At 73.1% G+C, this 13,369-nt stretch carries 11 protein-coding genes; 5 read left to right on the top strand and 6 right to left on the bottom strand.

The annotated features are described in order from the left end of the window. Positions 1-17: 17 nt before the first annotated feature. A complete protein-coding gene (locus tag OG956_RS38665; protein WP_330342652.1) occupies positions 18-1,295 on the bottom strand; it encodes an MFS transporter in 1,278 nt (425 codons plus the stop codon). Positions 1,296-1,669: 374 nt separating this feature from the next. On the opposite strand from OG956_RS38665, the gene OG956_RS38660 reads away from it, so the two are divergent. Further along, positions 1,670-2,245, top strand: a complete 576-nt coding sequence (locus tag OG956_RS38660; RefSeq protein WP_330342651.1) for a hypothetical protein — start codon at positions 1,670-1,672, stop codon at positions 2,243-2,245. Positions 2,246-2,283: 38 nt separating this feature from the next. Here OG956_RS38660 and OG956_RS38655 read toward each other — a convergent pair whose 3' ends face one another. Next, complete coding sequence (locus OG956_RS38655) at positions 2,284-2,640, bottom strand: SH3 domain-containing protein (protein ID WP_330342650.1); 357 nt, start codon at positions 2,638-2,640, stop codon at positions 2,284-2,286. Between the two features lie 310 nt (positions 2,641-2,950). Here OG956_RS38655 and OG956_RS38650 point away from each other — a divergent pair, with 310 nt between their 5' ends. Together OG956_RS38650 and OG956_RS38645 are read left to right on the top strand one after the other, a co-directional pair. Then, the gene (locus tag OG956_RS38650; protein WP_330342649.1) at positions 2,951-3,829 is read left to right on the top strand and encodes a metallophosphoesterase family protein; all 879 of its coding nucleotides are present in this window, start codon (positions 2,951-2,953) and stop codon (positions 3,827-3,829) included. A gap of 399 nt (positions 3,830-4,228) precedes the next feature. Further along, a complete protein-coding gene (locus tag OG956_RS38645) occupies positions 4,229-5,293 on the top strand; it encodes a pyridoxal-dependent decarboxylase (protein WP_330342648.1) in 1,065 nt (354 codons plus the stop codon). Here OG956_RS38645 and OG956_RS38640 read toward each other — a convergent pair. The 3 genes from OG956_RS38640 to OG956_RS38630 form a co-directional block, all read right to left on the bottom strand. Beyond that, positions 5,230-5,463 (bottom strand): hypothetical protein, encoded by a 234-nt coding sequence (locus OG956_RS38640; protein WP_330342647.1) that lies wholly within the window; start codon positions 5,461-5,463, stop codon positions 5,230-5,232. The two genes, OG956_RS38645 and OG956_RS38640, sit on opposite strands and share 64 nt — an antisense overlap. Continuing rightward, the gene (locus OG956_RS38635; protein WP_330342646.1) at positions 5,460-7,040 is read right to left on the bottom strand and encodes a hypothetical protein; all 1,581 of its coding nucleotides are present in this window, start codon (positions 7,038-7,040) and stop codon (positions 5,460-5,462) included. Before OG956_RS38635 ends, OG956_RS38640 begins: the two co-directional genes overlap by 4 nt. Before the next feature lie 207 nt (positions 7,041-7,247). Further along, complete coding sequence (locus OG956_RS38630; RefSeq protein WP_330342645.1) at positions 7,248-7,391, bottom strand: hypothetical protein; 144 nt, start codon at positions 7,389-7,391, stop codon at positions 7,248-7,250. A 756-nt stretch (positions 7,392-8,147) separates the two neighbouring features. Here OG956_RS38630 and OG956_RS38625 point away from each other — a divergent pair. Together OG956_RS38625 and OG956_RS38620 are read left to right on the top strand one after the other, a co-directional pair. Next, positions 8,148-8,321 (top strand): hypothetical protein, encoded by a 174-nt coding sequence (locus tag OG956_RS38625; protein ID WP_330342644.1) that lies wholly within the window; start codon positions 8,148-8,150, stop codon positions 8,319-8,321. A 42-nt stretch (positions 8,322-8,363) separates the two neighbouring features. After that, on the top strand, positions 8,364-8,525 hold the full coding sequence (locus tag OG956_RS38620; protein WP_330342643.1) for a hypothetical protein: 162 nt from the start codon (positions 8,364-8,366) through the stop codon (positions 8,523-8,525). 142 nt (positions 8,526-8,667) lie between these two features. Here OG956_RS38620 and mobF read toward each other — a convergent pair whose 3' ends face one another. Further along, complete coding sequence (mobF, locus tag OG956_RS38615) at positions 8,668-13,359, bottom strand: MobF family relaxase (protein WP_330342642.1); 4,692 nt, start codon at positions 13,357-13,359, stop codon at positions 8,668-8,670. Positions 13,360-13,369 lie beyond the last annotated feature (10 nt).

Below are 13,369 nucleotides of genomic sequence, written 5' to 3'. Positions count from 1 at the left end.
TTGTGGTCCGCTGCCGCTCACGCGGCGGCGGAGGCGGCTGCGGGCGCGGGGCGGGGCGTCAGGAGGAGGGTGCACACGGCGGCGGCCGTCAGGGGGAGGGTGAAGTGGCCGCCCAGGGGTCCGGCCAGGGCGGTGCCGCCGGCCACGCCCAGGCGGATCGCGCTGGACATCCAGCCGACCGCTTCGGTGGAGGTGCCCGGCGGGGCGAGCGCGGTCACGGTCAGGCTGGCCACGGTCAGCAGGGGGACGAACATCGCGCCGGGCAGCAGGGTCAGGGTGAGGACGGCCGGGGCCGGGAGCGGGGCGAGCAGGGGAAGCCATCCGGCCGCGAACACCGCTGCCAGCCACAGCAGGTGCCGCGGCCTGGGTGCGGTGGCGGGCTGGAAGCGGGCGAAGAGCACGCCGCCGAGCAGCCCGGCCGCGGAGAACGCCGCCGGCAGCGCGCCCGCCAGCCAGGAGGCGCCTTGTCGCCCGGCCACGGCGATCGCGGCGACGTCGAGGGCGCCGACGGTGGAGCCGAGGAAGACCAGCGCGATCAGCAGCGGGCGCATCGCCGCCGGGCGCAGCACGCTCAGCGGGTCCCGGGGGCGGGGCACGGCGCGCCAGGTGCGGGCGGGGCGGGCGGTGGCGAACGTCAGGGAGCCGGCCAGGGTGAGGGCGGCGGCGAGGGCGAGGGCCGCCGCCGGAGACAGGCAGGTGGCGGTGGCGACGGCGAGGGCGGGCCCGGCGACGTAGACGATCTCCTGGGTGGAGGAGTCCAGGGTGTAGGCGGTGCGCACGTGCGCGGCGTCGGGCAGCACGGTGGGCCACAGCGATCTCAAAGCCCCTTCCAGCGGCGGGCATCCGGCTCCGGCCAGCACGACACACACGGCGGCCAGGGGCAGGTGTGAGGTGCCCGCGAGCGCCAGGCAGCCCAGGGCGGTGGTGACCAGGGCGGCGCCCAGGTGGCAGGGCAGGGGCAGGCCGCGCTGGTCGGCCAGTCTTCCGAGCAGGGGCAGGCCGAGGGCCGGGCACAGGCCGTAGAGCGCGGCCAGCAGGCCTGCGGTGGCCAGGCTGTGGCCATCCCTTTGCGCGGTGAGGATCAGCGCGACCGGCACCATGCCCAGGGCCATCCGCCCGGCCACCGAGGCGATCAGCAGGCGGCCGCACGAGCGGTGGCGCAGCACCGCGCGGAACGTCGGCGCAGTGCGCGGCGGCTTCGCGGTGCCGGCCTGGATGCGGGGTGGGGGCGGCTGGGACGCGAGGTCGAAAGCCGTGGTGGTGCGGGGAGCGTCGCCAACCTGCGCGTGGGCCATCGCCAGCCTGCCTCTGCAAGGGGGGAAGTCGGGGGTTCGCGAGTGGGCCGCCCGCACGACGGTCTCGTCAGGGATGCACGCCGTGCGGGCGGTGGTGGCAGCGGCACTAGGGGGTAGGGCCGCTGGTGGCACACCCCAACAGGCCGCCCGGGCAGCCCTCAACACCGTGTCCCCGGCAGCGGTCGGCACCGCACGCCCGGATGCAGCCTCTGGCGCGGTGTTCCCCCTCGCCGGTCCGCCCCACGGCCCCGCCGGCCTCCAGCCGTCGCCGTGGGCGATCGCTGAGTCCACCGGCGTGCTCGCGCCCGGCGGTATGCCGGTCGACGGTTGACATGATGGGCGGCAACACGTCTCAGGCGTCTTCAGGGGGGACCATGGCGTTCGCGAGCGGAGCGGATTTCGAAGCCGCCGAACGGGGCGAGTGGTCCTATACGTCGGCTGTCGGCGTCGGACCGCTCCGGTTCGGCATGGCCGTCGACGACGTGGTCGAGGCAGCCGAGATACTCGGCCGGACGGCGGTCAGCGACTGTCCGCGACACCACGCGGTCTTCTCGCCGACGTGGAAGGTCGAGGTCCGTCGCCGCGGGGCGGCTGCTTCACCGCCTGCCGTCGTGGCCTACGTGAGCCAAGCTGTGGGGCTGTTCTGCATCGCTGTCGACGCCGCGCACGGTCCCCAGGTCGCCTACGACGGGATCCCGCTGGTCGGAAGAGACCTGCCGGAGCTGGAGCGCGACGCCATCGCCTACGCCGAGGCAAAGGACGTGCTCTGTCGCTACACGCCCGAGGGCTATGCAGGGCCGGATGATCCCGGGGTCATCGTGCGCGGGCAGCGAGTCGGGCAGGTCCTGCGATCACGCCCGTTGTTCATGGTGACGCGCGACGGCGCGTACACCGAGTGGGACTCGATGCCATCCCAGGAGCAGCGCCTCAACCAATCGTCTGCCACCTGACGTGGTGTGCACCCGGGGGTCCTGGCCCTGCGGCGTTTTCAGCCGCCCAGATGGGCCAGGCCGTCTTCGCGTACCCAGCCCCGGGTGCCCTTGGGGATGCCGGACTTGGAGCGCTGGGAGAGCTGGCTGTAGTCCCAGCTGCCGCGGCTGCACAGCACGGTGAGCTTGTCGCCCCGGAACAGGTAGCCGCGGCTGGCGTAGGCGGTGGACGGGCCGGTGCGCAGGTTCCATCCGTTCCGGCTCACCGTGGCCTGGAAGTTGGCCCAGTTCACGGTGCATTTGGGGTTTTCACCGACGGCATGCGCGGCCGGCGCGGTGGTCACGGTCAGGGCGGCTGCGGCTGCCATCGCCAGTGCGGCGGGGCCGATGGAGCGCAGAGTGAGTCGGCGGTTCATCACGGAGCCTTTCGACGGGGTGGCGGGGCCGGGGCGAGGCCCGGCCCCCCGTGGTTCGAGGACAGCTGATGCTGCGTTCCGGGCCGCCGCCGCGGGGCGCCGTGTGCGGTCGCTTCCCACGCCTGGGACCAGCGACCTGGGGTCCTGTCCCGCCGGGCGGGAAATGGGCAGCAGTTGTTCAGCGTTTCCGGCAGCACCCAGCCCTGCCGCCATTCGATTCGATGCGCCGGGGCAGCCAGGAGCCCGTGAAGGGGGTCGCGTGGCGAGAAAGGCCATGGTCGGCGCCGGTGCCGGAGGTTAACGTCGGACGATGCGGATCTTGCATCTCTCGGACACCCACCTGGACCGGTCCGGCGGCCCCGACGAGGACGGGGCCGATGGCACTGCGGCACTCGTCCGTCTGCTGGGCGAACTAGGTCAATTGGACGACCTCGACGCAGTGGTGGTCACCGGCGACGTCGCGGACGACGGCTCTCACGAGGCGTACACGCGGGCACATGACCTCCTGTCCGGCTACGCGAGCCGGCGAGGGGCGAACGTCTTCTACACGACCGGTAACCACGACGAGCGCACCGCATTTGCCGACGTGCTCGGCAGCGGCCACGTTCAGCCCGAGGTGGTGTACGAGGGCGCTGCCGGGGAGCGCGCGGCGGCAACCACCGTCCACGGATGGCGACTGATCACGCTGGACACGCTCGTTCCGGGCAAGGGTTACGGTCGACTCGACGCCGGCCAACTCAACTGGCTCCGCGAACTACTTGCCAGCCCGGCGCCCCTGGGCACTGTCCTGGCCTTCCATCACCCGCCGGTTGCCCTGGACGTCGACGTCCAGCGGGCGCTCGGCCTGCACAACAGCGCAGAGCTAGCCGAAGCGATCCGTGGGACCGATGTCCAGCTCATCCTGTGCGGGCACTTCCACCTGCAGATACTGGCCCGCCTGGAACAAGCGACCGTCTGGGTCACGCCCGGCGTCGTCAGCCGTATCGACTTGACCGCCCGCCCCGGCACCGAGCGTGCCGTCCACGGCCCATCGGCCTCCCTTGTCCACCTTGGAGCGCCCCACGGACCGCTCATCCATACTCTGCACGCACGAGACCCTCGCATGGGCGAGACGGTCTACGAGGCCGACGAGGAGGAGATGCGCGACGTCATCGAAAGGCTCGGTCCCTCTCCGGCGGTCCCGGACTGAGCCTGTGCCTGGGATGGGAGTCGTCCTCTGAAGCCGTCTCCGGCACCCCCGCTACGACTTCCGGCAATCTCGTGGACAAAGCCAGGCCGGGCACGCCCAGGGGTCCGGCAGGTGGTGAGAACAGCGGCGCGTGCGCTTCTGCTCCCGTCCGGTGGGAGGCGTGGCGCACTCGTGCACTGCTTCCTCCCGCCCGGTGGCCCTCTTCACGCCCTGACGGCCCACGAGGACCGGCCGCGGGCGTAGATGGGATGGCACCCGCTGGCCGATGCGATCGGGGATGGAGCCGACGACGTGAGCCCGCTTTCCGCCCCTGCCCCTGCCGGTGGGAGCCTGGCCATCGGGGACCAGCCTTCGCAGCCGGCGGCTGACACCGCTTGTCTGCAGGAGCTGATCGGCTCCGTGTGCCAGGACGAGCGGCGGTTCCTGGGCTTCCCCGACCATCTGCGTCTCGTGACGGGCGAACTCGCCCCGCTGCTCGCGGCGTTCACCCACCACCGCACGGACCCCTACTCCCCCACCCCGGTCGGCGTCGCCACCCGGGCGTATGAGGAGGCGGTCGTGGAGTACTTCGCTGCCGTGGCCGGTGTCTCGGCCGCCGACGTCCAGGGCCATGTGACGTCCTCGCCGTACGAGGCGCTCGTGCACGGGCTGGCCACCGCCCGCCGCCGGCTGCCCGCCGCGCCCGTCTATGTCGGGGAGCAGGCCCATGCCGGCGTGCGGCGGGCATGCGAGCTGCTGGGCCTGAACCGGGTGAGCGTACGTTCGCGGTCCGACGGAACGATGGATCCTGGGGACTTGCGGCTGCAGACGAGGCTGCGGCGTGGCGTGGGCGCGGTGGTGATAGCGACCTGCGGTACTCGCCTGCACGGCGCGGTCGACGACGTGGCCGAGCTGCGCACCGCGGCAGCGGAGTCCGGCCGGGTGCACGTCCATGTCGACGCCGCCGAGGGCGGGCTGGTGGCCGCGCACAGCGATGAGGTGCCGCCGTGGTCGCTCGCGCACGGCGCGCACTCCATCACGCTCTCCGGTCACGGCCTGCTGGGGCTGCCGGTGCCCGCGGGGATCTCGCTGGTGCGCCGTGCGCACGCATCTGCTGCCGGTGCCCGGATCGCGGTGTGCGATCCGCCGGTGGCGGGTGTGGGCGGCGGTGGGCTGGCGGCGCTGCTGCTGTGGACGCGGCTGCGGTCGCTGGGGCGGGCCGGGGTGGCCGCGATGATCGGCCGCTGCCAGGACCTCGCCGTTCATGCCGTCCACCGGCTCGAGCACGCCGGGGCCCGCCCCGAGCGTGTTCCCGGCTCCCTGACCGTCACCTTCGACCGGCCGCCCGCCTGGGTCGTCGACAAGTGGCAGCTGGCGCACGCCGGGGACCGGGCACGGATCGTCGCCATGGGCCCGGTGACCTATACGGCGGTCAACGAGCTCGCCGACGATCTGACCGTCGCCGGCTGCACGAACGTCGCGTGATCCCCGCCTTCCCCTGCCCGGTTCTGCTGCTTGCCCTGCCCGACGTAGTCGGCGGATGACGGCAGCGTCGCCAGATCCAGGAGCCTCGTCACGGCCGGTGCCGCCTCCTCCGGATGAGCGGCGGTCAGCCGCAGCAGCATGCCGAAGGTCGTGCTCAGCATCCAGGTCACCGCTGCACTCCAGGCGTGGTGACGTCTGCCGCCAGCGCTTGGGCGTGGGCCTGGGCGTGTGCGGTGGATGCCGCACGCTCGGGACCGGCCGGGGCGCCAGGGCGTGCCGTGGGCTGCTGGGCCATCGCGTACTCCAGGCGGGCTCGGAAGTGCTCCGCGCGCGTTCGGATGTCTTCGGCGTCCAGGGGGGTGCCGGCGCCGGGGACTTCCTCGAGCGCATCGCGCACCCGTATCAGCAGGTCGGTTTCGGCCTGGGTGGTGGTTCGCTGGTGGGCGCCGGGCGGTTGCTGGAGCCGGTAGCTGATCTGTCCGTCCAAGACCTGGCGGGCGCGGTCGGTGGTGCCGAAGGCCTCGATGAGGCGGCGCTGGATCTGGGCGGCTGCGACCGGGGCGAGTTCGTCGGGCAGGCCGTGAGGGGGCTCGAGGGGGTGGGCGAGGCGCCCGAGTGCGTCGTGCATGCAGTGCAGCTGGGCTTCACGCGCGGCCAGATAGGCGGTGCGGGCGTGCAGGAGCTCGGGGTCGGCAACGTAGTCGCCCCCCTCCTCGGCGGTGGTCGCCGCGCGCTGCGCCGCCAGGGCATCGATCGCCTCCTGGGCGGTGGCCGACTCCCGCCGCCAGGCGGTGGCCGGGCCGCTGCATTCGAGCGAGCGGGCCGGGACGGGGAAGGCGTCGAGGATCTGCTGCGCCTGCTGCTCGCGGCCGGAGTGGACGGCGGCGGTGTAGGCGCGCACCGTGGCGCGGGCCTGCGCCAGGTGCGCGGCGCGGGCCTCGTCCAGCCGCGGGGCAGCCCCGTCGGCGGCGGCGCGCTGGTAGTCGGTGATGTCCGGCTCGAGGACGGCCCGTAGTTGCTGTGCGCCGGCGTCGCGCAGGGCGATCTGGTCGAGCAGCCAGTCGGCTGTCTCGCGCAGGGCGGGGATGTCGGCGGCCAGGTTCTCGGCCGTGTGCCAGTCGTCGACGAGCTCGGCGCGGGGCCGAAAGGGGCCATCCATCCGGTCGAGGAGTTCGCTGGTGCGCTGCCCGGCGCTGACGAGCAGTGCCTCGGTGTCCTCGTCCAGATCGCCTGCCATGGCAAGGCTGCGGGCACGGACGGAAGCAGGCGGGAACCCCGACAGATCGCGCATGTGGCAGGTCCAGGCGGCGGCCGCGGCGATCCACCCCAGTTCCAGTGCCTGGTCCGCGTCGATGTTGCGGCGATACAGCCAGTCGGCCAGTTGCTGCGTGAGCTGAGCGTCGTCGGTGTCCGGATCGTGCATGAGCTGGACGGCCAGTTCCCCCGGCGTGTGCTCGCGCAAGCCCTCGGCATCGGCGGAGACGATCGCCAGCTGCCGTCGGCCGTCGTCCAGTTGAAGCCAGCGGCGCAGCGTCTCCTGCCGACCGTGAGTGACCTCGTGCACGGTGATCCGGGTGAGATCAGCACCGGGCCGGTCGATCCCGGACCTGCCCGCCACCGGCTTGTCGGCGCCCAACTCGCCGGTGGGAGTGTCCTGGTCGGCCACCCAGGCCAGGGCGTAGGCGTCGGGTCCCCGCTCGGTCAGCCAGGTGCCGAAGTCGTCGGGGGCGGCCAGCTGTTCACTCACGGCAAGAGACCTTCTGCTCGGCAGTAGGGGTACCGCGCGGCCCCTTCAGGGCGGCGGCTGGCCGCAGCTTGCCTGTACGAGGCAGTGATGGTGGCCGGCCGGCCTGGGCTGGTCCCTCGTGCGGGAGGAGGCAAGCGGCCCTCACCCGGGGCGTCCCGCCCGGCGGGACGCGGGGGGCTGCGCCCGCGGGCCGGGGCGGGAGCGGCCCTAGCGACGGTCCTTGAGGTTCAGCGCGCCTCCGAGCAGGACGATCATCAAGACCCACCACAAGAATGCGGCGGGGACTGCCAGCCACATGTTGTTGCCGAAGATATAGAGGGAGCCGATGCACCCGACCAGGACTCCAGTCATCCAAAGCAGGACAAAGACAAGGGAAAGGCAACCGCCTGACTCTGTGGGCGGGCTGCTGTGGCCAGTCTCAGGCGGGAGAGAGGCATCGGGCCGCTCGCCCCCGTCCTCGTGCGCGTGATGCCCACCGTGATGCCCACCGTGATGCCCACCGTGATGCCCACCGTGGTGCCCAACGGGCCCGCCTCCGTGACCCCCGCCTCCGTGGCCCCCTGCGTTCATCCATGCCTCCCCGTCTGCGGCCCCACTGTGACACTGCCCTCCAGGCGCGGGAAGGACTTTTCGCGGCCCTTGGCGGGGTGGTGGCCTACTGCTTCCCGGACCGCAGTCCGGGCAGTCCTAGTCGACGGCTTGGCACAAGGATGGAGCGGCCGACGGCTTCATGGACGTCCCGCACAGGCCTGAACAACTCTCTGATAGAGGCGGCATCTGGCAGCTGGGGTTGCTGCACAAGACCGTGGCGCAACGGTCGCTGCGTCCGGTGAGCCGGATCGTCCAGACCCTTGCGGGCACGCGCTCGGTGGGAGCTGCAGGGTGCGCGGTCGTTGAGGCAGGAAGCAGGTTGTCCACTCCTCTATGTGCTCCCTGCAGACCGCGGGAGCCCGGTTGTTGTGGCGGCCGCGCGAGATCCAGGCGGCGCGTCACAGGCCACCGCGGGAGCGCCGATCAGGCGGCCGGATGCCACTGCTTGAAGCTGTGAGCCCGTCCAACACCCGTACACTCGCTAGCCGTTTGTACACCCGTGGGGAAGGACACGCAGTGAGTCAGCAGGACGGCGTCCGGCATGCCTGGGGCGACGCGCCCATCTACGACAAGCTCGTCACGGAACGCGGTGACATACCCTCTCAGGTCAACGCCGACGCCGCCCGGATCCTCGCGGAGGCGGAGCGCACCAGCCACTTCAAGGCGCAGCTGCCGCTCTTGAGAGGCTGAACGCCTTCCCGCAAGGGATGGCAGTGGGCGAGCGCCACGGCGGTGGTGGTGTTCGCCCTGCTCGCCGTCGCCCTCGCCGATGACGCCTCGGGGACACCCACACATCTCCTGCTCCTGCTGGCCGTGCCGCTGGCCGTCTTCGGCGTGCTCGGCATCCTGCTCGGCCGGTACTGCGCCGCCCGCGCCCTGCGGCTGCCGCGCTGAAGCGAACTCCTGCGCAGCCGTGTGCTGGCGGAACTCGATCGGCATCGCCCTGAGGCGAGGGAGCCTTCTCGCCTGGTTCGTTGATCGTCGGTGGCCTTTGAGGCCGCAGCGGGCCGCGGCACCGCCTCGGCCGCTCGGTCTCTCAGCGGGCTGGGGTGCGCCGGCCGGGGCCGTCGGTGTCCGGCGGCGGCTGTCGAAGTGGTGAGGTGGTCGGCAGCAGGACTGCGCGTTCGGCCTGGGTGCGGTTGCGGAGTTGTTCCAGGCGGTGTTGGACGCGGGCGTGGGTGTAGAGGTCGAGGGCGTCGGTGAGGTGGTCCCACTCCTGGCCGTCGACGCCGTGGGGGCGTGGCCCGAGGAGGTCGGGGCCGGCGCGGTGGTGGCGTCGGCGGTAGTCGCCGATCGCGGTCAGCAGTCTGGTGTAGATGCGTTGTTCGTCTTCGTCGTCTTCTCCGGGGGCGGTGATCTGGTCCATCCAGTCCTCGGGCAGCGGCTCGCCGGCGAGGACGGCGGCCAGGGCGCGCCGGGCGGTGCGGGCGTGCAGGGCGGCGTGGGAGAGCGGGGCGATGCCGTGGGGGTCGCGCAGGGCCGGGTGGTCGTGCAGCGCCCCGGCGGGCGGGGGTGTGTCGAGGTGGGCGAGAGCGTGGGCGATGACGGCGGATGCGGGGGCGTCGGGCGGCAGCGGCTGGTGGATCGGGCGGCGTCGTGCGGTCAGGGCGCGGACGCGGGCGTTGAGGTCGTCCCAGGCCGCCGCGTCGTCGGGGTCCTCGGGGCGTGGGCCGATTCCGGTGGCGGTGATGGCGTGGCGGGTGCGCCACAGTTCGACCAGGGCGCAGGTGGTGGCCCAGGCGGCACGTCTGCGGGGGGAGCTGGTGGGTGGCGGCGGGCCGAGGGGGCGGGCCCAGGCGGGCGGCTTCGTGGCGAGGGTGTGGCCGCGGTCGGTGAGTGAGCGGGCCAGGATGCGGTGGCGTTCGGCCAGGTGGGTGCGCCAGTGCTCGGGGGTGTCGGGGTGGGTCAGGGCGTGCCGGTCGGCGACCCAGTCGGGTATCTCGGCGCGGTGATTGGGGCGGTACGGCGGCTGGTCGGGGAGGCGGTCGCGTAGGCGCAGTTCGGCGTCGATCTTGTTCGTGACGGCGTCGGCGCGGGCCAGGTGGGTGCGCGCCCACTGCTGGCGCTGGAGGGTCGCTGTGCGGCGCTGCTGCAGGGTGCGGCGGATGGCGGCCAGTGAGGTGGAGCCGCCGGTGGCGGCGTGGTGGGTGGCGCGGTCGCGCTGGTAGTCCTCGCGGGCGGCGTCCCGCCAGCTGATGGCGCGGCGCAGCTGGGACTCGGCCATGAGGGCGGTGATGACGTGCCGGGCGGTGTCCGACAGCGGTGCTCCAGTGCTCTGGGAGTGGCGGATCTGGGCGCGGGCGTGGGCGAGTTGGGCGGCCAGTTGGGTGCGGGTCAGGTCGCCGAAGGGGCGGTTTTCCCAGGCGGGGTGGGTGTCGCCGGTGCGGGTGGTGATGGGCGCGGGCAGGTGGGTGAAGGCTGCGTCGGCGGCCTTGAGTGCCTCGCGGGCGGCGGCGCGGTGGGCGGCGGCCAGCCGTTTCAGGGTGTGCAGTTGGGCCAGGGACAGCTCGGCCAGGGGACGGTGACCGGCTTCGGCCTGGGCTGCGGATGCGTCGTCCAGGTGCTGGCGCAGGCGCCAGGTGAGGACGGCGGCGGGGTCGTGGGCGTCGGCGAAGCCGCGCCGGGGCACGGTGTGGGCGAGCAGGCGGGGCAGGTCGTATCCGGCGCGTTCGGCGTCGTTCAGGGCGCGGATGAGGGCGGGGTAGGCGTCTGCGGCCATGAACCAGGCAGCACGGTCGGCGCCGAGAGTGTGCTGGAGCAGGCCGGTCAGCCGGGCGCGGGTGGCGCGTTCGCTGGCGTCGGCGAACTCGGCGGACAGCTGGCCGGGGGCGCTGATCTCGCGTTGCAGGGCGGTGATGGATTCGGTGGCCGACAACTCGGCGCGGCGGCGGGCGGCGATGGAGCGCAGGACGTCGTTCAGGTGGTCGCCGTCTTCGAGGGCGACGTAGAGGCGGTTGGTGCGTGCTCCCCGGGTGAGCTGCACGTAGACGCCTTCCCTCGTGGAGCGGGGGGAGGCGAGGGCGTGGGAGGTGTCGACGGTCATGCCCTGGGCGCGGTGGATGGTGGAGGCGTAGCCGAGTTCGCAGTGGGTGGCGAGGTAGGCGGCGGGCAGGCGGATGCGGCCGCGGTGCTGGGTGTGGCGGGCCACCGCGTCGCCGCCGGGCAGGAGTTTGGTGATGGTCCAGGTGTCGCCGTTCTTGACGAAGTCGCGGCCGCCGCGCACCAGCATGCGGCGCCGGTTGAGGCGGGTGACGATGGTGTCGCCGACGTGCGCTTGCTGCCCGCCGCGCAGCGCGGTGCTGCGGCGGGTGTCGATGGTGCCCGCGGCGATGTGCCAGGCCTGGGCCCGCTCGTTGAGCGCGGTGACCGTCTCGGTGTCGGCGGCCGTCATCAGCGACGTGCGGCCTCGGGCGAGGTCGTTGGCCCAGGCGGTGAACACCGCGTCGCACATCGCCTCGTAGGTGCCGGCGACGATCCGGCCCTTGGTCCGGTACCAGTCGAAGGCGCCTGCGTTGTCGTCGCCGTCGCGCAGGATGAGGGAGGCCTCCGCCTCGCCGGGGGTGCGGAAGCGGTGCAGCTGGTCGAGTTCGACGGCGCCGCCCGCCCGGGCGATCAGCCTCAACGCTCCTCCGGCTTCGACGGCGGCGAGCTGGTGCGGGTCGCCCAGCAGCCGCACCACCGCACCCGCGGCGGCCGCATCAGCGAGGATCTTGTCGAGCAGGAGGGTGCCGGCCATGCCCGCCTCGTCGACCAGGACGATGTCGCCGGGGCGCAGCTGGAAGGTGCCCTCGACCTGTTTTCCTTCGGCGGCCCGGGCGCGCTGGTGGAGCCAGGAGTGCAGGGTGTGGGCGCGCAGGTTCAGGTCGTCGCCGAGGACCTGCGCCGCCCGGGAGGACGGTGCGAGCGGGATGAGCCGGCCGCCGGCGGCGTCCACGGCGCGGGCCACCAGCCGCATCGCCGTCGTCTTTCCCGCGCCCGCCGGTCCCAGGCCGGCCAGCAGCAGCTTCTCCGACAGCGCGAAGGAGGAGGCCAGGGCGCGCTGTCCGGCGTCCATCGGGCGGCGGTGCAGGGCGGCGACACGGGCGAACGTGCCCCTTCCCACCGGCGGGATCACGTGGGTGCGGGCGGCTGCCAGGAGCCGGTCCTCGGCCGCCAAAAGGGTGTGGGTGGTGTAGGTCGCCGAGCCGATGGGCCGGTAGATGCTGGTGCCGTCCGCGCGCTGCAGGTCCGGGTGGGCGGGGTTGATCTCGGGCGGGGTGATGTCCAGGCAGTCATGGTGCGCGAGGACACGGTCGGTGATCTCCTCGGCCGCGCCGGGCGGGGCGGTGGCGCCGGTCAGGGTGCGCATCAGGTAGCGGCGGGCTTCGGCCAGCACATGCCGGCGGCGGAAGGTGGTACGGCGTTCGGCGACCGCGGCCAGGACCTGCTCGGCCGCCGCGCCGACGTCGACGGCCACCGGGACGGCCCGATGGCGGGCGGCGGCCTGCGCGGTGGCGAGCAGGCCGTTAACCGTCTCGGGGTCGGTGGCAGCGATCGCGCGGCGCCGCCAAGCGGCCAGCAGCTCATCCAGCGAGCGGGCCTTGCGCTTGGACGGGCGGGTGCGGGCGCGGGCCTGCTCGAGCAGGGTGTAGCGGGAACGGCCGTGCGGCTGGCGGCCGTGACGGCGCCGGTAGTCGTCGAACAAGGCCTGCGCCATGGTGCGCACCGCGCTGCCGCGTTGGGAGAACACTGCGCGCAGGCGCGGGTCGATCCCGGCGATCCGCATCACCGGCCGCTGCCCCGGGGTGACCTCCACCTCCTCCGTCACCAGCCCGAGCCGGGCACAGACCAGCTCCAGGGAGCGCTGGTTGAACAGCTCGCTGGCCACGACCACATCCCGCAGCAGCAGCCGCGAGTCCAGGTTCCGCCACCGCCCGTCCGGCCCCCGCACGCGCGGGGAGATCACCGCGTGCTCGTGCAGCATCGGATCACCCGCGCGGGATTCGTAGTGCAGATAGACCGTGGCCAGCAGCCCGGGTTCGGCACGCTGCTGGGCCACACCGCCCGGGCCGGTACGCACCGCGAGCGAGTTCTGCTCCAGCCACGCCAGCGTCTCGGAGCGGGCCTGCGCCTGGACCTCGAGGGCGATGCGCCGTACCTCGGGGCCGCCCAGCGCGAACAGCAAGGTCAGCTCCTGTGAGGAGAAGGTGAGGTCGTAGCCGGTGACGGCCTTGCGCTGCGGGCCGGTGCGGGCGGCCAGATAGCGGCCCAGTTCCGCGCCGTCCGCGGGAGCGCGGTGGTACTCGGCCTCGAAGGCGTGCGCCGCAACGCGCATCCGCACCTCCCGTTTTTCCGCCTTCGTCAGCGGTCGGCACAGCTGCTCGTCGGCGTGCTCCAGGACCCGCTCGATCGCCTCGTCCAGCGGGGAGGACGGGGCGAGCTGCGGCACGGCCGGGCCGAGCTTGGCCTCCCGCATGGCCTGCTTCAGGGAAGCACCCCGGGCCAGGGCCCGGGCCGCGATCGCTTCCGCGTTCGGGTGCATGCCGAGCCCGAACAGGGCCCGCATCTGCGTATCACTGACGATGCCGGACAGCCCCAGCTCCTTGGCGGCCTGCCCGTGCCACACCCCGGGCGGCACCCCCGGCACGCTCGACGACACCGCCGGCTCACCGCCCTGCGCCCCGTCCCCCACAGCGATGTCACGCCGGTAATAGCGCTCACGCCCCGCCGTGATCCCCTTCACCGTCATCCCCACCACG

The organism is Streptomyces sp. NBC_00557, from assembly GCF_036345995.1.
Lineage (GTDB): Bacteria > Actinomycetota > Actinomycetes > Streptomycetales > Streptomycetaceae > Streptomyces.
This window is presented reverse-complemented; position numbering and strand designations above follow the sequence as displayed.